Source organism: Streptomyces sp. NPDC023481, assembly GCF_055560195.1.
Genome location: NZ_JBVHJE010000023.1, coordinates 64,006 through 86,149 on the forward strand (window position 1 = coordinate 64,006; position 22,144 = coordinate 86,149).

The following is a 22,144-nucleotide window of genomic DNA, read 5'->3' on the forward strand; positions in this document are numbered from 1 at the left end:
AGGTGCTGCGTGAGGAGGCAGGAACGGGCGGTCCACACCCGGCGGGTCATCCTTGAGGCCGCCGCCGCGATGTTCAACGAGTTCGGGTACGACGCCACGACGATCGGCGGCCTCATCGAGCGCACCCGGCTCACCCGTGGAGGCCTGTACTTCCACTTCGCCTCCAAGGAGCAGTTGGCACGCGCCATCCTCGACGAGACGGCGGCCCTCGGACCGGTCCCGCCACAGCCCGTCAAGCTGCAGGAATGGGTCGACACGGCGCTGCTGCTCGGCTACCGGCTGCCCCGCGACCCGCTGCTCGGTGCCACCGTCCGGCTGTCGGTCGACCTCAGGGCGCGCCGGTTGTTCGGCACCTGCTGGCCGCAGTGGATCGGCGCGGGCGAGGAGCTGCTGCGCGCCGCCCGGGAGCAGGGCGAACTGCTGGGCCACGTCGAGCCGTCGGAGGTGGCGCGGCTGCTCACCGCCTCCTGGACCGGGATCCGGCTGATCACCGAGGCGCTGCCCGACGGCGATCTCTGCGAGGAGGTCTCCGGCTTCCTGGAGCTGGTCCTGCCCAACATCGCCTCCCCGGGGGTGCTGGCGAGACTCGACACCTCGCCGCACAGGGCCGTCGCCCTGGCCCGGGCCACCTGAGAGCAGGCCGTCCTCGCCGGTGGCGTGCGGTCGGCCGGTCGAACAGCCGGTCGTGTACATGTGCGACCCGTCGTGCATGCTCGTAGGGAAACCGGACGGGAGTCCTTTTTCGTGGTGGCGATGGTGAACGGGGGAGCGAGATGCGCGACCATCGGGAAGACGAGGGGCCCGCGGACGAGGGGCCGATACCGACGGCCCTGGACGCGGAGCTGTGCCGGCAGTTGTTCGGCTCGCTGCAGCGCAGCGGGCAGCGGGTGAAGGCCGAGCAGTACGTCAGGGGGCTGCTGTCCGTGCGGGGCCGCAAGACGCTGCGGAGCATCGCGGGACACTTCGACGGCGCGTCGGCCCAGCAGAACGTGCACCATTTCATCGCCGCCTCGCCCTGGGAGTGGGTGCCGGTCCGGCATGCCCTGGCCCGGCAGGCGCAGCGGGCCCTGACGCCGGTGGCCTGGGTGATCGACTCCCTGTTCATCCCCAAGGCCGGTCCGCACTCCGTCGGCGCCGACCCGCAGCGCACCCCGCTGGGCACGGTCAACGGCCAGCAGGCGGTGGGGACGTGGCTCACCTCGGAGCGGGCGGCCGTACCGGTCGACTGGCAGTTGCGTCTGTCCGCCCGCTGGACGGCCGATCCGCTGCGGCGGCGGGCGAGCGTCCCGGCGTACGCCGTGCCGGGCACCGTGGAGGAGTGCGTACGGCAGGCCGTCGCCGGGCTCATCGGCGTCGACGGCCTGCCCCGGCTGCCCGTGGTCGTGGACGTCGCGGAGACCGACGGCGCCTGCGTCGCGCGCTTCCTGGCCTCGACGGGGCTGCCGTTCGTGGTCCGGGTGAGTCCCGCGGCACCCGTGCGGATCGACCGGTCGCTGCTGCCGAAGTACGGCGATCTCCAGCGCACCGCGGGGGAGTTGGCCGAGTCCCTGCCGCACCTGCGGCAGCAGGTCAACCCCGGTGACGGGCGCACGACGGCCGCGGCGATACCGGTGTCGGCGTCGCCGTCGGGACGGGAGGCCATGACGCTGCTGGGCGAGTGGCTCCCCGGCCGCCCGGCGGCCCGCCGGCTGTGGCTCAGCAACTTCGGCGCCGACCACCTGGTGCCCGCCCTGCGGCTCACCCGGCAGCCGGGCGTGGTCGAGCGGGACCGCGCCGAGATCTCCGACGGGGTCGGGCTGCGGGACTTCGCGGGACGGTCCTTCCCCGGCTGGCACCGGCACATCACGCTGGCCTCCGTCGCCCATCTGGTCGCCGCGGCGGCCCGCCGGGGGAGCGGCGCGGGCGGCGGCGCGGGGATCCCCGGGGACGTCACCCTCATCAACAGGACTACCGTTCGGTAACGTGACACTCTCGGTCCCCCGGTGATGACTCACCTCCCCTGATGCCCCTTACGCTCTGGCGGGACCTCACCCTGGGCTCCCGTTCGATGACAGCGGATGTGCCACCAGCACGGGTTGGATCACCAGATAGGAGATTCATGCTCAGCCTCGACCCGCGTCCCACGACCGCAGCACGAGGGGCACCCCTTCCGCCCTTTCCGTCCAGCTCCCACGACGACGTCCTCACCGAGGTCTCCTCGACGCTGTTCGCGTCACTCACCCGGAGCGACCAGTGCAGAAAGGCCATGCAGTACTTACGGGGCCTGCTGGAGACACCCGGGCGCAAATCCATACGCAACATCGCGGCTCTGCTCGGCGAGCAGGTGTCGGAGCAGAACCTGCATCACTTCATCTCGGCCTCCACCTGGGACTGGACCCCCGTGCGCCGGGCACTCGCCGAGCACTGGATCGCCGCCTGCCCGCCGCAGGCCTGGGTGGTGCAGCCGGTCATCATCCCCAAGACCGGCCGGCATTCCGTCGGAGTGGACAAGCACTTCTTCCCGACCCTGGGCCAGGTGCTGAACGCCCAGCGCGCCGTCGGCGTGTGGGCCGCCTCGGACACCACCAGCGCCCCCGTCAACTGGCGTCTGCACCTGCCGCAGACCTGGCTCAGGGACGATCTGCGGCGCACCCAGGTGTCGATCCCCGACGGCGTGCCGGTGGAGACGCTGAGCGAATCCGTCGTCGAGGCGTGCCTGGAGGCGGTGCGACGCTGGCGGTTGCCGGTACGGCCGTTCGTGCTCGACTCCTGCGAGGTGCACGCCGTACCCGTCTTCGCGAGACTGCACGCCGCGGGCATGCCGGCGCTCGTGAGCGTCTGCGAGGACCAGCCGCTCACCGTCGCCGACCCCGCCCTCCCCGACACCGGACGGGGGCCGCTGACGGCCGAGCAGATCATGATCACGGCCAAGGACCTGCGGCGGCCCGTCCTGGCCGGCGGGCAGAGACCCGGTACGACGCCGTGGACCCACTGGGCCGCCACCGTACGGGTCACCGGTCCGTCCCTGCCCGGACCGTCCTCCGGGCAGGGCGGGGTGCACCTGCTGGGCGTCGGCGAGGAGGGCGGGCGCTGGCCGGCCAAGCTGTGGCTGACGAACACGGCCGCCCCGGCGGCCTCCCTGGTGCGGCTGAGCCGACTGGCCGACCGGGTCGACCTCGACTTCACGGAGATCACCGACCGGGTGGGCATCCGGGACTTCTCCGGGCGCTCCTTCGACGGATGGCACCGCCATGTGACCCTGGCCTCGGCCGCCCACGCGGTCGTCGCGCTCGCCCAGAGCACGCGGTGAACCACGCCTGAACCTTCGCCCCGGCCGGCCGGCGGACGGTTCCCTGACCGTCCGCCCGCCGGTCCTTCGGTGTGCCCGGAGAAATCCGCATTCCCGGGAATCCGTGTCGCGGCCCCATCCGTTTTCGGAAACACCGCGTTGATTCGACGGCCACACTGCATTACGGCCACATTGCATCAGGGAAAGCCCTGATGCCCGGGCCGACTTGACGGATCCGACACCACTTGACGGATCGCGCGTCACCTGACGGAGTACCGCACACCTTGTTGGTGGCGCCGCGGAATCCGTCGGACGATCTGGTGCGTCACCGGGATTTCGTGCTCCGCGACCGTCCCGCCCCCTCTTTCCCCTTCTTGCCGCCCCGCATCGGTGTACACCTCGTCGCGATCGGAGAAAACCAGTGGACGACGCTCTGCTCGATATTCGATATGAACAGGCGTTGCAGCAGCCCCCGTGGGAGGACGAGGCGCAGGTGCTGCGGGTGCGCAAGGAACTCGCGGCACGCCCGCCGCTCGTCGGCGCCGAGGACGTGCGCACCCTGCGGTCGATGCTGGCGCAGGTGGCCGAGGGCACCGCCCATGTGGTGCAGGCGGGCGACTGCGCGGAGGACCCCGCGGAGTGCACCGCGGACCATGTCGCCCGCAAGGCAGGCCTGTTGAACATGCTCGCCGGGCAACTGGAGATGGGCACGAGCCGGCCCGTGGTGCGCGTCGGCCGGCTGGCGGGCCAGTTCGGCAAGCCCCGCTCCCGCCCCACCGAGCGGATCGGCGGCCTCGAACTTCCCGTTTACCGGGGCCACATGGTCAACAGCCCGGAACCCGACCCCGAGCTGCGCCGCCCCGACCCGGACCGGATCCTGTCCGGCTACCGGGCCGCCCGCGACGTCATGGGCTGCCTCGGCTGGCTCGACACCCCCGGACGGACCCGCATCGGCGCCCCCGTCTGGACCAGCCACGAGGCGCTGCTGCTGGACTACGAGGTCCCGATGCTGCGCCGGCAGCCGGACGGACGGCTCCTGCTCACCTCCACGCACTGGCCGTGGATCGGCGAGCGGACCCGGCAGCTCGACGGCGCCCATGTCGCCCTGCTCGCCGACGTCGTCAACCCGGTGGCCTGCAAGGTCGGCCCCACCATGACCCCCGACGAGCTGCTGGCCCTGTGCGAGCGGCTCGACCCCCGCAGGGAGAAGGGCAGGCTCACCCTCATCACCCGGATGGGCGCGGCGAACGTGGTCGAGCGGCTGCCCTCGCTGGTGGCCGCCGTGCGCGCCGCCGGACACCCGGTGATCTGGCTGACCGACCCCCTGCACGGCAACACCGTCACCACCCCGGACGGCCTCAAGTCCCGCCTCCTGGAGACGATCACGCACGAGGTCGACGCGTTCCAGCACGCGGTCGGCGCGGCGGGCGGTGTCGCGGGCGGCCTCCACCTGGAGACCACGCCGGACGACGTCACCGAGTGCGTGCGCGACGCCTCCGAGATCGGCCGGGTCGGCGGCCGGTACACGAGCCTGTGCGATCCGCGGCTCAACCCCGGGCAGGCCCTGTCGGTCGTCTCGGCCTGGTGGACGACCGGGCGGAGCGTCCAGCCCGCCGCCGCGTGAGCGCTCCCCGCGCCCCTCGGGGGCGCACCCCGACCACCCCCATCCCCACCCCGTTGCCCGAGGAGAGGACAGTCATGGCGGGCATACCCCCCATCGAGCCGTACCCGTTGCCGTCGGCGGAGGATCTGCCGGCCAACACCGCCCGCTGGTCCGCCGACCCGGACCGTGCGGTGCTTCTCGTGCACGACATGCAGCGGTACTTCCTGCGGCCGCTGCCCGCGTCCCTGCGGGAGCCGCTCGTGCACAACGCCGCCCTGCTGCGCGAGCGCGCCGCCGCGGCCGGAATGCCGGTGGCCTACACGGCGCAGCCCGGCGGTATGAGCGAGGAACAGCGGGGTCTGCTGAAGGACTTCTGGGGGCCGGGGATGCGGGTGGACCCCGTGGACCGGGAGGTGGTCGAGCCGCTGGCACCGGGGCCGGACGACCGGGTGTTCACCAAGTGGCGCTACAGCGCCTTCTTCCGCTCCGGGCTGCTGGAGTGGATGCGTGAGCAGGGCCGCGACCAGCTGGTCGTGTGCGGTGTGTACGCCCATGTCGGCGTGCTGATGACCGCGGTCGAGGCCTTCACCCAGGACATCCGCACGTTCCTCGTCGCCGACGCGGTCGCGGACTTCTCCGCCGCGTACCACCGGCAGGCCCTCGCATACGCCGCCCAGCGCTGCGCGGTCGTCACCACCACCGCCACCCTCCTCGACCAGCTGGACCCCAGTGCCGTGGCGGGAGCCGCCGTATGAGCGCGCCCTCAGACCTCCTGGCCCGTGCGCTGGCCCCGCGCCCGCCCGCCTTCGCGCTGCTGTACCGTCCGCAGACCGGCCAAGCGGACACCGTGGACGTCCTGTTCGGCGAGGTCTCCACCCCCCGGACGCTGGCGGACCTGCCCCTGTCCGAGCCGGCGGCACCCGCCGGCGGCGCCCGCCACGAGCTGCTGACCCTCATCCCGTACCGGCAGATCGCCGAGCGCGGATTCGCCGGCCACGACGACGGCGCACCGCTGATCGCGCTGACCGTCACCGACCAGACGGCGCTCCCCCTGGAGGAGGTCCTGCGCCGGCTGCCGGACGTGCCGATCGAGATGGCCGGCGGCGACTTCGACATGGACGACGAGACGTACGCCGACACGGTCCGCCGGGTCATCGCCGACGAGATCGGCACCGGTGAGGGCGCGAACTTCGTCATCAAGCGGTCCTTCGTCGCCGACATCACCGGCTACACCCCGTCCAGCGCGCTGTCGTTCTTCCGCCGGCTGCTGCGCGGCGAGTCGGGCGCCTACTGGACGTTCGTCGTCCACACCGGCGACCGGACCTTCGTCGGGGCGACACCCGAGCGGCACATCAGCCTCACCGGCGGCAACGCCGTGATGAACCCGATCAGCGGCACGTACCGCTATCCGCCCACCGGGCCGACCCTGCCCGACGTGCTGGACTTCCTCGCCGACCGCAAGGAAGCCGACGAGCTGTACATGGTCGTCGACGAGGAACTGAAGATGATGGCCCGGATCTGCGACACGGGCGGCCGGGTCGTGGGCCCGTACCTCAAGGAGATGGCCCGGCTCGCGCACACCGAGTACGTCATCGAGGGCCACAGCACCCGCGACCCGCGTGAGATCCTGCGCGAGTCGCTGTTCGCCCCCACGGTCACCGGCAGCCCGCTGGAGAGCGCCTGCCGGGTCATCAGCCGGTACGAACCCGAGGGCCGGGGCTACTACAGCGGCGTGGCGGCTCTCATCGGCCGCGACGCCCACGGCGGCCGCGCACTGGACTCGTCCATCCTCATCCGCACCGCCGACATCGACTCCACGGGCCGGGTGCGGATCGGCGTGGGCGCCACCCTGGTCCGCCACTCCGACCCGGACTCCGAGGTCGCCGAGACCCGGGCGAAGGCGGCCGGACTGGTCGCCGCGCTCCAGGCGGACGGGCCGGCCGCCGGACAGGCCGCCGCGGGCGCCGTAGGCTTCGCCGGCCACCCGGACGTGCGGGCCGCGCTGGAGCGGCGCAACGCCACGCTCGCCGGGTTCTGGCTCGCCGGGGACGAGGAGCGGGAGCGGGCCGTACCGGGGCTGGCGGGCAGCCGGGTGCTGGTCGTGGACGCCGAGGACACCTTCACCTCGATGATCGGCCACCAACTGAGGTCGCTGGGACTCCAGGTGACGGTCCGCCGCTTCGACGACCCGTACGCCTTCGACGGTCACGACCTCGTCGTCATGGGCCCCGGACCGGGCGATCCCCGCGAGGCCGGCCACCCCAAGATCGCCCACCTGCGGGCGGCGATCGACACCCTGCTCACCGAGCGGCGGCCCTTCCTCGCGGTCTGCCTCAGCCACCAGGTGCTCGCCCTGCGGCTCGGCCTGCCCCTGGTCCGCCGGGAGGTGCCGAACCAGGGCGTGCAGCAGGAGATCGCCCTCTTCGGCGCCCGCGAGCGGGTCGGCTTCTACAACACGTTCGCCGCACGCAGCGCCGAGGACAAGGCCGAGGTCGAGGGCGTCGGGCTGGTGGAGGTGGGCCGCGACCCGGAGACCGGCGAGGTGCACGCCCTGCGCGGCCCGCACTTCGCCTCCATGCAGTTCCACGCCGAGTCGGTGCTCACCGAGGACGGTGTACGCCTCTTCGGCGCCCTGATGACGGACGTGCTGGGCGTCCGGCTGTGACCGCACCGGGGACGGCCGGCGAGGCACCCGGCCGCCCCGCACCCACGTCGCCGTCCACACCGGACTGCACCGGCTGTTCCCCGGGTTTCCGACGAGAGGTGAGGAGCGGAGTTGAGCAGGTTGCGCTGGCTGACCGCGGGGGAGTCCCACGGCCCGGCCCTGGTGGCCGTCCTGGAGGGACTGCCGTCCGGCGTTCCCGTCACCACGGACATGGTGGCGGACCACCTGGCGCGGCGGCGGCTCGGCTATGGCCGTGGTGCCCGCATGAAGTTCGAACGGGACGAGGTCACCTTCCTGGGTGGTGTCCGGCACGGTCTGACGCTCGGTTCTCCGGTGGCGATCATGGTGGGCAACACCGAGTGGCCGAAGTGGGACCAGGTCATGGCGGCCGATCCGGTCGATCCCGAGGTGCTCGCCGACCTGGCCCGCAACGCGCCCCTGACCCGCCCCCGTCCCGGTCACGCCGACCTCGCGGGTATGCAGAAGTACGGCTTCGACGAGGCCCGCCCGATCCTGGAGCGCGCCTCCGCCCGGGAGACGGCGGCCCGGGTCGCGCTGGGCGCGGTCGCCCGGTCGTACCTGAAGGAGACGGCCGGCATCGAGATCGTCTCCCACGTGGTGGAGCTGTGTTCGGTGAAGGCCCCGCAGGGCGTCCGCCCCACCCCGGCCGACGTCGACACGCTCGACGCGGACCCGCTGCGCTGCCTGGACGCGGACACCTCGAAGGCGATGGTCGCCGAGATCGACCCAGGCCCACAAGGACGGTGACACGCTCGGCGGTGTGGTCGAGGTGCTGGCCTACGGTGTGCCGGTCGGCCTGGGCTCGCACGTGCACTGGGACCGCAGGCTGGATGCGCGTCTGGCCGGGGCGCTCATGGGTATCCAGGCGATCAAGGGGGTCGAGGTCGGTGACGGCTTCGAGCTGGCCCGCGTGCCGGGCTCGCAGGCGCACGACGAGATCGTCGGCACGCCGGAGGGTATCCGGCGCGTGTCCGGCCGCTCGGGCGGTACCGAGGGCGGCCTCTCCACGGGTGAGCTGCTGCGGGTGCGGGCCGCGATGAAGCCGATCGCGACCGTGCCGCGCGCGCTGCGCACGGTGGACGTGACGACCGGCGAGCCCGCCCAGGCCCACCACCAGCGCTCCGACGTCTCCGCGGTGCCGGCGGCCGGGATCGTCGCGGAGGCGATGGTGGCGCTCGTGCTCGCGGACGCGGTCGCGGAGAAGTTCGGCGGCGACTCCGTGACCGAGACCCGCCGCAACGTGACGTCGTACCTCGACACCCTGCGCATCCGATGAGCGGGCCGCTGGTCGTGCTCATCGGTCCGATGGGCGTGGGCAAGTCCACCGTCGGCCGACTGCTCGCCGAACGGCTGGGCGTCGGCTACCGGGACACCGACGACGACATCGTGGCCGCCGAAGGCCGGGCGATCGCCGCCGTCTTCGCCGAGCGCGGGGAGCCGTACTTCCGGGGTGTGGAGAAGCGGGCCGTGCGCCGGGCGCTCGCCGAACACGCCGGGGTCCTCGCCCTGGGCGGCGGCGCGGTCCTCGACGCGGACACGCGCGCGCTGCTCACCGCCCACCGCGTGGTCTGGCTGTCGATGACGGCCGAGGAGGCCGCCCGCCGCATCGCGCCCGGCACCGCCCGCCCGCTGCTCGCGACCGACCCGCGGCGCCGGTGGCGGGAACTGGCGGAGGCGCGACGCCGCTTCTACGCCGAGGCCGCCTCCGCGAGGGTCGCCACCGACGGCCGTACCCCCGCCGAAGTCGCCCGAGCGGTCCTCGACACCCTGGAGGCGAAGCCCGTATGAGGACCCGGATCCATGCCGACGGCGGTGATCACCGCCACGTCCTGGTCGGCACACCGCCGACGGAGCCGACCGACTCCAACGCCCGCGACAGCGCGTGGACTTGTAGCCGAACGCGGCATTGACTAGCCTGACGTCAGTTGTCAGACAACCGAGGGGATCGCCCGATGGCCCTGCGCCCGATCGCCCGGCTCTCGACCGCCCGCGAGGTCATCGCGCTGCTCCACCGGGAGCTGGCGGCCGGAGCCTGGCCCATAGGTTCCCGGATCCCCTCCGAGACGGAGCTGGCGGCGGAACTGGGCGTGAGCAGGCCCACCATCCGTGAGGCCGTCAGCGCGCTGGTGCACACCGGCATGCTGGAGGCCCGGCGCGGCAAGGGCGTCTTCGTGCGGTCGGTGTCCGACCCGGCGCCCATGCTCCAGAGCATCGAACTCGCCGACGTCCGCGATGTGTTCGAGGTGCAGCTCTGCTTCGACGTACAGGCGGCGCACTCCGCGGCCCAGCGCCGTACGCCCCAGGATCTGGCGCGGCTGCGGCACCTGCTCCGGGCCCGGGCCGAGGCGGCGGGGCGGGACGACGCCGAGTTCGGCGAGCGGGACGCCGCGCTGCACCTGGCCGTGGTCGAGGCGGCCCACAACGTGACGCTCACCGAGTGCTACCGGTTCTTCGTCCGGCGCCTCCAGGAGAGCGTGGACCTGTTCGCCGGCGCGGACACCCACCTGGAGTGCGGGACCGAGGCTCACGAAGCGCTCGTCCAGGCCATCGCCGACCAGGACTCCGAGGCGGCAGCGGCGGCGGCCCGCCATGTCGTCCGTACGAGCCTGCACGCCCTGGAGGGGCTGCTGGCGATGCGCGCCGCCACCCCGGCCGGGGGCCGCGGCGAGCCCGGCAGCTGACCGCTCGGACAGCGGACAGCGGGCACGTGCGAGGCGGCGCGACAGGGAGGGAACACCCCATGCAGACAACCGGGGACCAGCGCCTCGTCGGGCGCGAGCGGGAACAGGCCGCGTTACGGACCGCTCTGGACACCACGGCGCGGGGCCGCGGCTCCCTGCTGGTGGTGCACGGACCGTCCGGGTCGGGCAAGTCGCTGCTGCTGCACACGGCCGCCGCGCAGGCGGCGCAACGCGGCATGGCCGTGTCGAGCGCCCGGCTGGGCCGCCTCGACCAGCACTCCGCGATGGCCCCGCTGCTCACCGCGCTCAGTGGCGGGCCGCAGCCGGTGGTGGATGCCGCGCAGGCCCGCTCGCTGGCCGAGTTCGCCGACCGGCCCACGCACTGGAGCCGGCTGATCCGGCTGCTGCACCGCCTGATCGAACGACGGGCCGCCCGCTGCCCGTTGGTGATCGTCCTGGACGACCTCCAGTGGGCGGACCAGCTCACCCTGGACGCCCTGGAAACCCTGGTCCCGCGGCTCGCCGGCGTCCCGGTCCTCTGGCTGGCCGCCTACACGGACTTTCCCGTCGTACGGCCCACCCGGGACGCCCTCGACCGGCTGCTCGTCGCCCACGCCGAGGTCGTGTCCCTGTCCGCGCTGGAGGAGCCGGCCGCCGCACAGCTGGTGGCCCAACTCCTCGGCCCGGCTCAGCCGGAGGACATCCACCGGATCGTGACCACGGCGGGCGGCATCCCCGCACTCATCGAGCGGCTGGTCCAACTGCTGTGCGAAGAGGGGCGGATTCGCACCGAGGACGGCACGGTGCGGGTGGTCGGCGCCCATCCGCCCGCGGATCTGGCCCGGGCAACCGCCCCGGTGCTGTCCGGACTCGCTCAGCCGACACGTGAACTGTTGCAGGTGGGAGCGGTGTTGGGCCCGCGCTTCTCGCTGCGGGAGGCTGCCGCGCTGACCGGGCGGCCGACGATGGAACTGGCCGGCGCCGCCCAGGAGGCCGCCGCCGCGGGACTGCTGGAGGACGACGGCGCGGCGTTCCGCTTCCGCGCCCCGCTCGTCCACCAGGCCCTGCACGACAGCCTCCTCGGCCCCGTGCGCCGCGCCCTGCACGCCGAGGCGGCCCGGCTGTGCACGGCGGAGGAACGGCCCTGCCCGGAGACCATCGGGCACCTGATCCTCTCCGGGACGGAAGAGGACCTGGAGCAGGGCGCCGCCCACCTGGAGTGGCTGAAGCGGAACGAGGACCTGCTGCCGTCCCACGAGCGGGAGGAGCTGACCGGGGCCCTGCTCGCCCAACTGCGCCGGTACGAACCCCTCGCGGCCGGCCCGGTGCGGACGGCGGTGCGTCTCTTCCTCGCCACCGGTCAGCCCGGTGCCGCCCGCCGGCTGCTCGACGCGGCCCTCGCCACCGCGGGCTGGGAGACCGACGCCGAGGCCGAGGCGTTCGCCGGGCTCGTGGAGGTACTGCTGCGGCTGGGGCAGGCCCCCGAGGCGCTGCGGCACCTGCGGCGGGCACGCGAGGACCCGCGCACCCCCGCCCGCCGGGCCTGGCTCACGGCACTGGAGGCCCGCTGCCTGGCCGCCTGCTCGGACGGCGACACCATCGGCGCGGCGGCCCTGGCACGCTCCGCCGTCGCGCTGGCCCGGCGGACGGCGGACCCCGCCTCCGCGGCACTCGGCACCGCTCTGCTCGCCGGGTGCGCCCAGCGCGCCGGAGACATCGGCGAGGCCCTGCGAGTCGCCGGCGAGGCGGTCGAGGCCGGGCCGTACGGCGCGGAGCGGAGCTTCGGCTGGGAACTGGCCGTGCCCGCGCTGATCCTCAGCTCGGCCGGGCGCCCGCTGGACGCGGACGAGGTGCTGAGGGCCTGGCGGGACTCCACCAGCGAGCAGGGATGGGAGTGGGCCGCACCGCGCTGGCACCTCGCCCGGTCCGTGCAGCTGTGGCACAGCGCCCGGCTGGCCGACGCCGAGCAGGAGGCACAGGCCGGTCTGGAGGCCTGCGGGCGGCTCGCCGACCCCGGCAGTCACAGGGCGCTGCGGGCCATGCTCGTCCTGCTCGCGACCGTGCGCGGAGACCTGGAGCGGGCCGCCGCGCACCTCGCGTCGCCCGACGGGGCGCCGTCCGGGTTCACCGGCGCCCTCCCCGCCCTCGTCACCGCCCTGCACCTCGACGCCTCGGGCAACCCGCAGGAAGCCTTGCGGCACCTGACGGGCGTATGGGCCGATCCGGAGCGGCACACGTGGCTGCTCGCCGCGGATCCGCTCATCCTGCCCCACCTGGTCCGGATGGCCCTGCGGGCCGGCGCCCGGGAACACGCCGCCGAGGCGGTCGAACTGGCCCGCCGGCTGGCCCGGCAGAGCCCCGGCATCGTCCCGCTGGCCGGGGCCGCCCTGCACGCGCAGGGGCTGTACCGCGGTCTCGCGGTCCCGCTGCACCGCGCCGTACGGGCCCTGCGGGGCGGGTCGCACCCCCTCGCGCTGGCGTCCGCGCTGGAGGACGCGGCGGACGCCACCCGGGCGCAGGGGGAGCCGCTGCGCGCGACCGAGATGCTCCAGGAGGCGCAGCGCATCTATGTGGCCGCCGGAGCGGGACTGGGCGCGGAGCGGGTGCGCCGCCGGACGCGGTTCCCGCCCGGCCGGATCGTCCACCAGGTCCCGGCCGCCACCCGGACCCTGGCCACGTCCACCGCGCGCCGCCCCCCGGAGGCCGCGGCCGACTGGGACAGCCTCACACCGTCCGAGGTGCGGGTCGTACGCCTGGTCGCGGAGGGCCTGACGAACCGGGAGACCGCCCAGCGGCTCGCGGTCTCCGCGCACACCGTCGACTCCCATCTGCGCCGCGCCTTCGCCAAGCTGGGCGTGTCACGGCGGGTGGAGCTGGCCCGCTACGTGCTGGCGAACAGCCTTTTCGACCAGGTCCCGGCGCCCACCCCGAAATAGCCCCCACCGACAGGGAGACGAGCATCCATGCCCGCTGCTGACACCGCCTCGGCGACGACCCGGACCCGGACGGAGGTGTCGGGCGGCCCCGTGGTCGGCCGACTGGAAGGGCCCGGCCAGCGTGTGGCGGCGTACCGAGGTGTGCCGTACGCGGCCCCGCCCGTCGGCCCGGACCGGTTCGCACCACCACGCGAGCACCCCGGCTGGACCGAACCGCTGTGCGCGGACGGCCCGGTCGGCACCGTGCCCCTGCAACTGACCTCCCCCCTGGCGGCGTTGATGGGCGATCCGGTCGAACCGCCGCGGACGGAGGCCTGCCTGACGGTGAACGTGTGGGCACCCGCCGCCCCCGCGGGCGGCCCCCACCCGGTGCTCGTGTGGCTGCCGGGCGGCAGCTTCCTCACCGGCGGCGCGGACCTGCCCCGGTACGACGGCGCGGAACTGGCCGCGCAGGAAGACCTCGTCGTCGTCCTCGTCAACTACCGCCTGGGCGCCCTGGGTTTCCTCGCCCCGTCCTGGGCGGAACCGGCCGCCGTCGAGGGCGCCGGCACCTCGCTGTCCTTCCGCACACCGCCGGGAAGCACCCATGTCACGAACGCGGGGCTCCTCGACCAGATCGCGGCGCTGCGCTGGGTCCGGCGGGAGATCCACGCCTTCGGCGGCGACCCGGACCGCATCACGGTGGCCGGCCAGTCCGCGGGCGGGCAGTCCCTCGCGGCGCTGCTGGCACTGGAGCAGGTGCGCCCGCTGTTCCGGCGCGCGGTCCTGCACAGCGCGCCGCTGGGCATGGCGCCGCAGAGCAGACAGGAGGCGGCGCGGGTCGCCCACGACTTCCTCGCGGCGCTCGGCACGGACCCCGGACGGTTGCGGGATGTCTCCGCCGAGCGGCTGCTGCTCGCCCAACGGGACGTGCTCACCCGGCCCCGCCCGCGCGGTGACGTCCGGCCGCCGTTCCAGCTCGTCGCCGACGAGACGGTCGTCCCCTCCGACCTGCCGGGAGCCCTGCGGGCGGCACCCCGGCTCGACGGCCTCGACCTCCTCGCGGGCGTCACCCGGCACGAGTGCGCGCTCTGGTACGGCACGAACCCCGCGCTGGACGCGATGACCCGGGCGGAGGTCGCGGCGGAGTTCACCGCGGTGTTCGGGTCCCGGGCCGAGGAGGCACTGCGGCGGTACGACCCGGGTGCCGAGCCACGCGTCGCCTTCGAGGAGTTGAAGACCGACTTCTTCTTCACCGCCCCCACCCAGGAGTTCGCCGACCTCGCCGACGCGTCGGGCGCGACCGTCCGGCTGTTCCGCTTCGACTGGCGGGTGCCGGGCCGCAACGCGCGCCTGCGGGCCTGCCACTGCGTGGAGATCCCGTTCCTGCTGGGCCGTGACGAGGCGCGGCACGCCCCGTTGTTCGCCGACGCCGACCAGGACGAGATGGCCGCGCTGCGGGCGCGGGTGCGCAGGCTGTGGGGGGAGTTCGTGCGGACCGGCACACCGGCCGACGGCTGGCGACCGCACCGCCAGGAGCGTCCGGCGGCCCGGGTGGTCGGCGGCGACCGGGACGGTGAACTGCTGGAGTCGCTGCTGGAGCCGGGCCGGCGCCGGCTGTGGGACTGATGTCGCGCGGATCCTGACGTACGCCGTGGCCGGCGTACGAAGGTGCCGCCGGGAGCCTCCCGGCGGCACCTCTGTCGGGCCGGCACGGTCAGCCGGTCAGCAGCACCCGGTCCAGGTCGCTCTGGGCGTTGTAGATGGAGCGCTCGGGGTCGGTGATGGCGCGCCGGCCGTGCATGACCCGGGTGTTGTCGATCAGCGCCACATCACCGTCGGACCAGTCCAGTTCCTCGGTCAGCTCCTCGGTGACGCTCTCCACCTCCTTGAGGATGTGCACGGGGATGTCCCGGCCGTCGGCGAAGGTGATGCGCGGCTTCTCGTAGTGGTTGGAGGGACCGAGGATGCTGTTGGCGAAGGCCAACCGCTCGTCGAAGAGGGTCCCGTGCGCCGCGGAGACCCGGTACGCGTAGTGGATCGAGCCGTCGTCGAGCAGGTCGATGACGGTCTCGCCGGGACCGCCGGCCAGCTCGCGCAGTTGGCCGACAGTGACGGAGGCCGCGTCCGGGGTGCCGAGGTGGAAGGCGGTGAAGGCCTTCCACTTCTCCTCCTCGACCCGTCGGCTGTAGACGATCTCGTGCTCCCGGAAGGCGGCGCGGGTCTCCTCGCTGAGCGCGTCCCACACCCGGTAGCCGTCGCACACGGTGGTCTGCGAGCCGGACGAGGCGGCCTTCTCGCAGAAGAACCAGGTGAGAGTGGGAGCGAACGGGCTGTTGCCGTTCTCCAGGTGCAGGCCGACCGCGTCGTATCCGGCGTCCACCTTCTGCGCGGTGGAACCGCCGTGGAAGGAGCGGGCCGGGTCGAGGGTGACGCGCTCGGAGTGGGCGCCGACGAACCGCGAGAACTCCTCCAGGTCCGGGCGGAAGCCGCGCAGCAGCAGGAAACCCGCCTCGCGCAGCGTCCGGGCCACCTGTCCGGGCGCCAGGCCGCCCAACGTCGTACCCGGCTCGGCCGGCTGGAGGAGCAGGCCGGTGCCGGAGCCGTAGGAGGTCACACGCGCATGGTCGATCATGGTTTCTCCTCGCTTGCCGTAAGGGTCGGGACTGGGGGAGCGGAAGTGTCACGTGAAGCGGCCGGCCGCGAGGGCCGTCCGCACCGCGGAGCGGCGGGGGCGTCCGGTGACGGTGAAGAACTCGGCGTGCAGGGACTCGTCCGCGGGCACCAGATGGGCGACCTCGACCCGCTCCACCTCCGAGAGCCGTTCGCGGCCCAGCGCGTCGAGTTCGGCGCGTACGGTGTCCGGCGAGGCCACCGGGTCCACGAGGAACAGGCCGTGCAGGCCGGGCAGTCCGTCGCCGACGACCGCGACGGCCAGCACGGCCGGGTGGGAGCGGTACTGGGCCTCCACCCACTCGGGGGCGACGTTGCGGCCAGCGGCGGTGATGATGACGCTCTTCTTGCGGCCCTTGATCCAGACGTAGCCGTCCTCGATGTCGGCGAGGTCGCCGGTGTGCAGCCAGCCGTCCGCGTCCACCTCGCAGCCGGACGGGTCGTCGCCGCCCTTGTACCCGGCGAACAACGACGTGCTCCTGACCAGCAGTTCACCGTCGGCTGCGGTGCGCACCCGCACGTGGGGGAGCGGGGCGCCGACGCTGCCGAGCCGGCGCGCGGAAGGGGTGTTCCAGCTGACCACGGAGCTGTTCTCGCTGAGCCCGTACCCCTCGTACACGGGGATGCCGTGCGCGTCCAGGCGCCGCAGGGTGTCGGCGTCCACAGGGGCGCCGCCGCAGCACACGAGCGGGGCCTCGGCGCGCCCGAACAGGGCGGGCACCGGATCGCGCCCGGCGGCACGTGCGCCGTCCGCCGCCGTCAGCAGGGCCTCGGCCAGGGCGGGGGTGACGACGAGCGCGGTGGGACGCGCGGCGCGGATGTGGGGCAGCACCGCCTGGGGGGCGAAGGAGGAGGTGCCCACGAGCGGGACCCCGGGCGGGAGCAGGACGACCGTGCCGCCGTCGCACACCACCAGGTAGACGGCGGTGACCTGTTCTATGAGCAGGCTCATCGGCACCAGGGAGAGGTAGCGCCGGTAGGCGTCGGCCGGCATGGCCGAGCGCAGCGAGCCGATCAGCTCCTCCAGCGCGGCCTCGCGGATGCAGACACCCTTGGGCGTGGAGGTGGTGCCCGAGGTGTGGATGATCTTGCAGAGGCGGTCACCGGCGTCGAGGTCCGTGAACAGCGGTTCGGTGCCGGACGGGTCCTGCTCGATGTCGAGCACCCGCAGTTCGGCGTCCGCGGGCAGCACCTTGTCCAGGCCCCACTCCCGCAGCCGCCGTACCCCCGCCTCGTCGGCGAGGCAGACGTCGATGTCCGCGAGCATGGTGGCCGTCTGTTCGGCGGTGAAGGCCAGGGGCACCACGACCTCGGCGGCGCCCGCGCCGAGGACGGCGAAGTCGGCGACGAGGAACTCCGGACCGTTGGCGGTGACCACGCCCACCTGGAGCTGGGCGGGGTCGGTGGGGTCGCCGTCCGGGCGGGGGCCGCGCGGGCGCACGGGGTGTGCGCGCAGGGCCGCGGCGACGGCGGCAGCGGCGCCGACGATCCGGCGGTAGGAGTACGAGCGGGCCACCGAGCCGTCGGCGTCGAGCACGTCCACGAGGGGCCGTTCGTCCTGGGCCAGGGCCAGGAGGGTCTCTTCAAGCGTGCGCACCGGATACCTCCTGGGCCGTGCCGACGAGGGTCCGCACGGAGAGCTCGACGAAGTTGTAGCGGCCGGTGAGACTGTTGACCAGCCGGCCGATGCTGTCCAGCGGCACCACTCCGGTCCTCGGCGAACTGTCGTAGTAGGTGCCCCAGCCGGCGCGCGTGTCCTCGTCCATCCAGTGGGTGGTGGCCTGCCTCAGCGGCAGGAACGGCACGCCCGCACCGGCCATCGCCCGATCCACCTTGTCGGTGACCGTCGCGAGGATGAATCGTTTCCCCTGGCACCAGGCGATGACCGGCAGCAGACGGATCAGCTCGCCTCCCGCGCCGCCCGTGCCGGCCAGCGGGCCCACCTCCACCACCTCGTCGCGCTCCGGGGCGGTCTCCACCACGGACGCCAGCACCCGCTCCACGGGCGCCCCGAGGTAGTTCTCCGAGAAGAACCCCCGCGAGCCCGGCCCGGTGAGCCCGGCGCAGGCCGCGATCGGACCGCCGGGCGCCTCGCGCACGGTGACGAAGCGGTCCGGTCCGGGCGTCGTCGTCGCGCCGTAGACCTTGCGGTAGCTGTGCTGGGCGAACGTCCGCGCCTCGTGGTACTCGCGCGTGCCGGCCTGAGCGATGGCTATCTCCATATGAATCCTCCCCTGTCGCCCGGTCACCAGTTCACTTCGAGGTCGGCGTGCATCAGCTTCAGCACCAGCGCCGGCGGCAGCCGGTACTGACGGCGCAGCAGCCGGGTGATCCGGCGCATCAGCCACGCCGGACGCCGGTCCAGCCAGTCCAGCGACTCGTCCAGCGCGACCAGCACGCGCTCGATGTCGGCGGCGGACACGGTCAGCGGCGGGTAGAAGCGCAGGACGGGCTGGTCCATCTGCTCGTTGAGCGAGTGCCCGAGGTGGATCCCCCGGGCCGCCATCTGCATCGAGATCAGGTTCTCCACCGACGGGTTGCGGGTGCGCAGTCCGGTCATGAGCCCGATGCCGGGCGCGTCCACGAGATGCCGCGGATGCTTGCGGACCGCCCGCTGCAGGCCCTCCCGCAGCGCCCGGCCGACGGTCTCGGCCCGCTCCGGCAGGTTCTTCTCCCGCACCTCGCGGATGGTGGCCACGGCGGCGGCCATCGACAGGGCGGAGGCCGCCGTGCCGTCCAGCACCCCCGGGTACCACCGGGGGGAGCGGCGGGCGTCGGCCAGCACCTCCTGCGTCGTGGCGAACACCGCGACCGGTACGAAGCCGCCGGTCAGTGCCTTGGACAGCAGCATGATGTCCGGCCGCACACCGGAGTGCTCGACGGCGAACATCCTGCCGGTGCGCCCGAAGCCGGTCTGGATCTCGTCGGCGACGAGCAGGGTGCCGGTGTCCCGGCAGGCCGCCGCCACCTCCGGCATGAAGTCGGCCGGCGGCACCCTCAGGTAGGCGCCGCCCAGCACCGGTTCGACGTACACGGCGGCCACGTCGCCACCGCGCAGGGCTTCCCGTACGGCCCGTGCGTCACCCGGCTCCACGATCACGAGGTCGTCGGCGGCGGGTGTGAACGGGTCCCGGTGTTCGTGCTGGCCCAGGACGGTGAGGGCGCCGAGCGTCTTGCCGTGATAGCCGCCGGCCACGATGACGATCCTGCGGCGACCGGGTCGGGCCAAGTAGACGGCGCGCAGGGCGATTTCGGCGATCTCCGCGCCGGAGCAGCCCAGCGAGAACTCGGTGAGCCCGGCCGGCAGGATCTCCGTCAGCAGGGTGAACAGCTCGGCGGTCGCCGGGTAAACGGTCCCGGGTACCAGGGCCGGTGCCGTCTCCAGGGCGTCCAGGACCGCCGTGCGGACCGCGTCGTTCTGGTGGCCGACGAGGAAGACGCCGTAGCTCCCGGCGAAGTCCAGGGCGCGGGAGCCGTCCTCGGCGAACACCTCGCTGCCCCGGGCGTGCGACTCCAACTGCCGTCCGGTCGCGGCCATCATCAACGCGGCGGTGGGGTTCCAGTGGCGGCCCAGCGTGGTGAGGACCTGCTGCCGGTCCAGGGCCGCCACCGCGGTCGCGGTGCTCATCGTCCGGCCTCCTCGGTGTCGAGTTCCTTGAGCGCTTCGGCGAGCCGTTCCAGAATCCGGTCGGTGTCCTCCCGCTCGGCCGTGAGCGGCGGTGCGAGGGTGACCAGGTCCGCGGCCGGATCACGCACCAGGACGTCGCGGGCGGCGAGTTCGGCGGCGAGCCGCCGGGCGGTGTCCGTGCTCCGGGTGCGGACCCACAGCAGGGAGCCGTCCGCGTGCAGCTCGAAGGATCCGGTCCGCTCCCCCCGCAGCCGGCGGGCCGCCTGCTCGAACTCCCGCTGCGGTGCGGCGAGATCGTCGCCGATCACCGCGTCGAGTACGGCGCTCACGGCAGCCGCGGAGAGCGGGTTGGCGCCGAAGGTGGAGCCGTGCAGGCTGGGGTTGCGGCGGCCGTAGACCCGCTGGTAGGCGGCCCGCGTCATGACGGAGACACCGACCGGGACGGCGTCCGCGCCGAGCGTCTCGCCCAGTACCAGGACGTCCGGGAAGATCCCCAGCGCTCCCGTGCCGAGCGGACGGCCGAGCCGGGCCGGCCCGGTGCGGCGCTCGTCGACGACGAGCAGGGTGCCGGTGCGGTGGCAGCGCTCCCGGAGCGCCACCCACCAGTCGAGGGTCAGCCGGCCGAGCGGACGGCCGGGCGCCGCCGGGGCGACCACCACGGCCGCCACCGACTCGTCGACCTGCTCCAGCAGTTCCTCGGGGGCACCGGCGGGAACCGTGCGCGGGCGCAGCGGGGCCCCGGGAAGCACGGCGCTGCCCGTGCCGAGGGCCCTTCCGTGGCTGAGGGCGCCGAAGTCCTCACCGCGCACGCCGAGCGCGTACGGGCGGTCCGGGTGGGTGCCCTTGGCCAGCTTGAACGCCGAGTCCAGCGCCTCGTCCCCGCTGTTGCAGAGGTACGACACCGACAGCGGGCCCGGGCAGAACTCCGCGAGCGCCGCCACGGCCCCGGCCAGCGGCCGGCTGACGAGGATCCGGCTGGAGAGCGCGACCCGGCGGGCCTGGTCGGCGATGGCGGCCCGGACCCGGGGGTGGGTGCCGAAACCGCCGCTTGCGGCGTCCAGCAGCACTCGGCCGTCCCGGGTCTCGATCCGGGCGCCCTGCTGACGGGCGACCACGGGCATCGGACGGTCCGAGGGCGACCGGTCCCGGATCAGGTGCCGGTGGACGACGGCCGCGGGATCGGCCCCAGCGGCGGGCGTACCCGGGTCCGTGCCGGTGACGGGTGAACGTGAAGGTTGCATCTTCTCTTTCCCATCGGACGGTTACCGGCGGTCGCGGGCAGCACGAGGCCCGAGCCGGGCCTGCGTGCCGGACGGCCGGAGCAGGTGGGTGTGAAGACGTGCGGGTAGGGGGCGGGGCATGAGGGGGGGACGGTGGGGGACCGCGGGAGACGGCCGGCGCGGTGTCGGCAGCCTGGTCAGCGCCGGAGCGAGAGGGTCGTGTCGCGGCCCGCGCCGAGCCCGATCACGGCCATGAGGAAGCAGAGGCCGACGAGCACCGCGAGCGGTACGCCCCAGCCACCGGACAGCTGGTGCAGCGCGCCGACCCCGAAAGGTCCGGCCGCGGCGAACGCGTAGCCGACGCCCTGCGACATGCTGGACAGTCCGGCGGCGCTGTCACCGTCACCGGCGCGCAGGCCGATGAGGGTCAGGGCCAGGCTGAACGCGGCGCCCCCGATGATGCCGAGGACCAGCGCCCACAGCCAGATGGTCCACATCGGCGCGACGACCACGCCGACCAGGCCCACGGCGGTGCCGAGCGAGACGACGACACAGAAGCCCCGCTGGCCCCGGCCGCCCCGGTCGACGAAGAACGGGACGACCATGGAGCCGGCGGCCTGGAGGAAGGTGATCGCCGACATCATGTAGCCGGCCGCCTCCTCGCTCAGCCCGCGGTCGACGCAGATCGCGGGCAGCCAGCCGAAGATCACATAGGCCAGCAGGGCCTCGAGACCGACGAAGGCCGTGACGAGCCAGGCCAGCCGGTCCCGCAGCAACGGCCGGACGGCCGCGCGGCGGCCCCCGCTCGCCCGCACAGCGCGCCTGCCGTACGGCAGCCAGGCGACGATGCCCACGACCACGGGCACGGCGAGCAGGCCCAGCGAGCCGCGCCAGTCCGTGTCCACCACCCGCTCCAGCGGAATGACCGCACCGGCCGCCGCGGCGCCGCCGAAGGTGAGCGCCATGGTGTACGTGGCCATCATCAGCGGAATCCGGTCCGGGAACTCACGCTTGATCAGGCTGGGCAGCACGACGTTGGCCACCGCGATCGCACCGCCGACCACGACGGTGCCGACGTACAGCAGGGCGGTCGGGTGGAGCAGCCGCACCAGGATGCCCGCGAGCAGCACGGGCAGACAGCCGAGCAGCACGCGGTCCTCGCCGAAGCGGTGCCGCAGAGCGGGACCCAGCCCCGCGAACACCCCGAGGCAGAGCACCGGCAGCATGGTGAGCAGGCCCGCGCCGGTACCGGAGAGCCGCAGGTCCTCCTCGATCTGCGGAAGCAGCGGACCGAGACTGGTGATCGCCGGGCGGAGGTTGAGGGAGACCAGGATGATTCCGGCGACCAGACCAGCCTTGCGCACGGTGTGCGGTGCGGGCGTCGGGCGGGCCGGCACGAGACCCGGTACAGGGCTGGATGGTTGAGTCACCGGACTTCTTCCTTCTCCCGCTGGTGAGGGTGCGACGGCG

General features: G+C 73.7%; 16 protein-coding genes and 1 pseudogene. 11 read left to right on the forward strand and 6 right to left on the reverse strand.

Going from position 1 to position 22,144, the window contains the following annotated elements; all coding sequences use genetic code 11:
• Nucleotides 1-9 precede the first annotated feature (9 nt).
• The 11 genes and pseudogenes from ACZ3ZD_RS33920 to ACZ3ZD_RS33970 all read left to right on the forward strand — a co-directional run bounded on the left by ACZ3ZD_RS33920 (nt 10) and on the right by ACZ3ZD_RS33970 (nt 14,782).
• Nucleotides 10-633, forward strand: a complete 624-nt coding sequence (locus ACZ3ZD_RS33920; protein WP_467406154.1) for a ScbR family autoregulator-binding transcription factor — start codon at nt 10-12, stop codon at nt 631-633.
• A 140-nt stretch (nt 634-773) separates the two neighbouring features.
• The gene (locus ACZ3ZD_RS33925; RefSeq protein ID WP_467406158.1) at nt 774-1,961 is read left to right on the forward strand and encodes an IS701 family transposase; all 1,188 of its coding nucleotides are present in this window, start codon (nt 774-776) and stop codon (nt 1,959-1,961) included.
• 137 nt (nt 1,962-2,098) lie between these two features.
• Nucleotides 2,099-3,289, forward strand: a complete 1,191-nt coding sequence (locus tag ACZ3ZD_RS33930; protein WP_467406160.1) for an IS701 family transposase — start codon at nt 2,099-2,101, stop codon at nt 3,287-3,289.
• Between the two features lie 400 nt (nt 3,290-3,689).
• Entirely contained in the window at nt 3,690-4,892 is a 1,203-nt protein-coding gene (locus ACZ3ZD_RS33935; RefSeq protein WP_467406163.1) for a 3-deoxy-7-phosphoheptulonate synthase, read from the forward strand.
• A 74-nt stretch (nt 4,893-4,966) separates the two neighbouring features.
• Nucleotides 4,967-5,626, forward strand: a complete 660-nt coding sequence (locus tag ACZ3ZD_RS33940) for an isochorismatase family protein (protein WP_467406164.1) — start codon at nt 4,967-4,969, stop codon at nt 5,624-5,626.
• The gene (locus tag ACZ3ZD_RS33945) at nt 5,623-7,536 is read left to right on the forward strand and encodes an anthranilate synthase family protein (RefSeq protein ID WP_467406166.1); all 1,914 of its coding nucleotides are present in this window, start codon (nt 5,623-5,625) and stop codon (nt 7,534-7,536) included. Before ACZ3ZD_RS33940 ends, ACZ3ZD_RS33945 begins: the two co-directional genes overlap by 4 nt.
• 111 nt (nt 7,537-7,647) lie before the next feature.
• Nucleotides 7,648-8,833, forward strand: a pseudogene (aroC, locus tag ACZ3ZD_RS33950) (chorismate synthase).
• The gene (locus ACZ3ZD_RS33955) at nt 8,830-9,345 is read left to right on the forward strand and encodes a shikimate kinase (RefSeq protein WP_467406168.1); all 516 of its coding nucleotides are present in this window, start codon (nt 8,830-8,832) and stop codon (nt 9,343-9,345) included. The pseudogene aroC and the gene ACZ3ZD_RS33955 overlap by 4 nt, the downstream one beginning before the upstream one ends.
• Nucleotides 9,346-9,509: 164 nt before the next feature.
• Nucleotides 9,510-10,238 carry a FadR/GntR family transcriptional regulator gene (locus ACZ3ZD_RS33960; RefSeq protein ID WP_467406172.1) on the forward strand — a complete coding sequence of 243 codons (729 nt, stop codon included), beginning with the start codon at nt 9,510-9,512 and terminating at the stop codon, nt 10,236-10,238.
• 59 nt (nt 10,239-10,297) lie between these two features.
• Nucleotides 10,298-13,174, forward strand: coding sequence for an ATP-binding protein (locus tag ACZ3ZD_RS33965; protein ID WP_467406175.1), 2,877 nt, complete (start codon nt 10,298-10,300; stop codon nt 13,172-13,174).
• Nucleotides 13,175-13,201: 27 nt separating this feature from the next.
• Complete coding sequence (locus tag ACZ3ZD_RS33970) at nt 13,202-14,782, forward strand: carboxylesterase/lipase family protein (protein ID WP_467406178.1); 1,581 nt, start codon at nt 13,202-13,204, stop codon at nt 14,780-14,782.
• An 88-nt stretch (nt 14,783-14,870) separates the two neighbouring features.
• Here ACZ3ZD_RS33970 and ACZ3ZD_RS33975 read toward each other — a convergent pair whose 3' ends face one another.
• The 6 genes from ACZ3ZD_RS33975 to ACZ3ZD_RS34000 all read right to left on the reverse strand — a co-directional run bounded on the left by ACZ3ZD_RS33975 (nt 14,871) and on the right by ACZ3ZD_RS34000 (nt 22,104).
• Nucleotides 14,871-15,788, reverse strand: a complete 918-nt coding sequence (locus ACZ3ZD_RS33975; protein WP_467406182.1) for a TauD/TfdA family dioxygenase — start codon at nt 15,786-15,788, stop codon at nt 14,871-14,873.
• A gap of 48 nt (nt 15,789-15,836) precedes the next feature.
• Nucleotides 15,837-17,423 (reverse strand): AMP-binding protein, encoded by a 1,587-nt coding sequence (locus ACZ3ZD_RS33980; protein ID WP_467406185.1) that lies wholly within the window; start codon nt 17,421-17,423, stop codon nt 15,837-15,839.
• Entirely contained in the window at nt 17,410-18,048 is a 639-nt protein-coding gene (locus ACZ3ZD_RS33985) for a thermostable hemolysin (protein ID WP_467406189.1), read from the reverse strand. Before ACZ3ZD_RS33985 ends, ACZ3ZD_RS33980 begins: the two co-directional genes overlap by 14 nt.
• Nucleotides 18,049-18,071: 23 nt before the next feature.
• Nucleotides 18,072-19,454: an aminotransferase class III-fold pyridoxal phosphate-dependent enzyme gene (locus ACZ3ZD_RS33990; protein WP_467406193.1), complete on the reverse strand. Its 1,383-nt coding sequence runs from the start codon at nt 19,452-19,454 to the stop codon at nt 18,072-18,074.
• The gene (locus tag ACZ3ZD_RS33995; RefSeq protein ID WP_467406197.1) at nt 19,451-20,695 is read right to left on the reverse strand and encodes an aminotransferase class III-fold pyridoxal phosphate-dependent enzyme; all 1,245 of its coding nucleotides are present in this window, start codon (nt 20,693-20,695) and stop codon (nt 19,451-19,453) included. The genes ACZ3ZD_RS33990 and ACZ3ZD_RS33995 overlap by 4 nt, the downstream gene beginning before the upstream one ends.
• 176 nt (nt 20,696-20,871) lie before the next feature.
• On the reverse strand, nt 20,872-22,104 hold the full coding sequence (locus tag ACZ3ZD_RS34000) for a CynX/NimT family MFS transporter (RefSeq protein ID WP_467406201.1): 1,233 nt from the start codon (nt 22,102-22,104) through the stop codon (nt 20,872-20,874).
• Nucleotides 22,105-22,144 lie beyond the last annotated feature (40 nt).

Excerpts from the sequence above, each read along its gene's own strand:
- ACZ3ZD_RS33930 (WP_467406160.1), top strand. The coding sequence starts at position 2,099 with ATGCTCAGCCTCGACCCGCGTCCCACGACCGCAGCACGAGGGGCACCC.
- ACZ3ZD_RS33925 (WP_467406158.1), top strand. The coding sequence starts at position 774 with ATGCGCGACCATCGGGAAGACGAGGGGCCCGCGGACGAGGGGCCGATA.
- ACZ3ZD_RS33960 (WP_467406172.1), top strand. The coding sequence starts at position 9,510 with ATGGCCCTGCGCCCGATCGCCCGGCTCTCGACCGCCCGCGAGGTCATC.
- ACZ3ZD_RS33965 (WP_467406175.1), top strand. The coding sequence starts at position 10,298 with ATGCAGACAACCGGGGACCAGCGCCTCGTCGGGCGCGAGCGGGAACAG.
- ACZ3ZD_RS33985 (WP_467406189.1), bottom strand. The coding sequence starts at position 18,048 with ATGGAGATAGCCATCGCTCAGGCCGGCACGCGCGAGTACCACGAGGCG.
- ACZ3ZD_RS33995 (WP_467406197.1), bottom strand. The coding sequence starts at position 20,695 with ATGCAACCTTCACGTTCACCCGTCACCGGCACGGACCCGGGTACGCCC.
- ACZ3ZD_RS33970 (WP_467406178.1), top strand. The coding sequence starts at position 13,202 with ATGCCCGCTGCTGACACCGCCTCGGCGACGACCCGGACCCGGACGGAG.
- ACZ3ZD_RS33955 (WP_467406168.1), top strand. The coding sequence starts at position 8,830 with ATGAGCGGGCCGCTGGTCGTGCTCATCGGTCCGATGGGCGTGGGCAAG.
- ACZ3ZD_RS33990 (WP_467406193.1), bottom strand. The coding sequence starts at position 19,454 with ATGAGCACCGCGACCGCGGTGGCGGCCCTGGACCGGCAGCAGGTCCTC.
- ACZ3ZD_RS33945 (WP_467406166.1), top strand. The coding sequence starts at position 5,623 with ATGAGCGCGCCCTCAGACCTCCTGGCCCGTGCGCTGGCCCCGCGCCCG.
- ACZ3ZD_RS33940 (WP_467406164.1), top strand. The coding sequence starts at position 4,967 with ATGGCGGGCATACCCCCCATCGAGCCGTACCCGTTGCCGTCGGCGGAG.
- ACZ3ZD_RS33975 (WP_467406182.1), bottom strand. The coding sequence starts at position 15,788 with ATGATCGACCATGCGCGTGTGACCTCCTACGGCTCCGGCACCGGCCTG.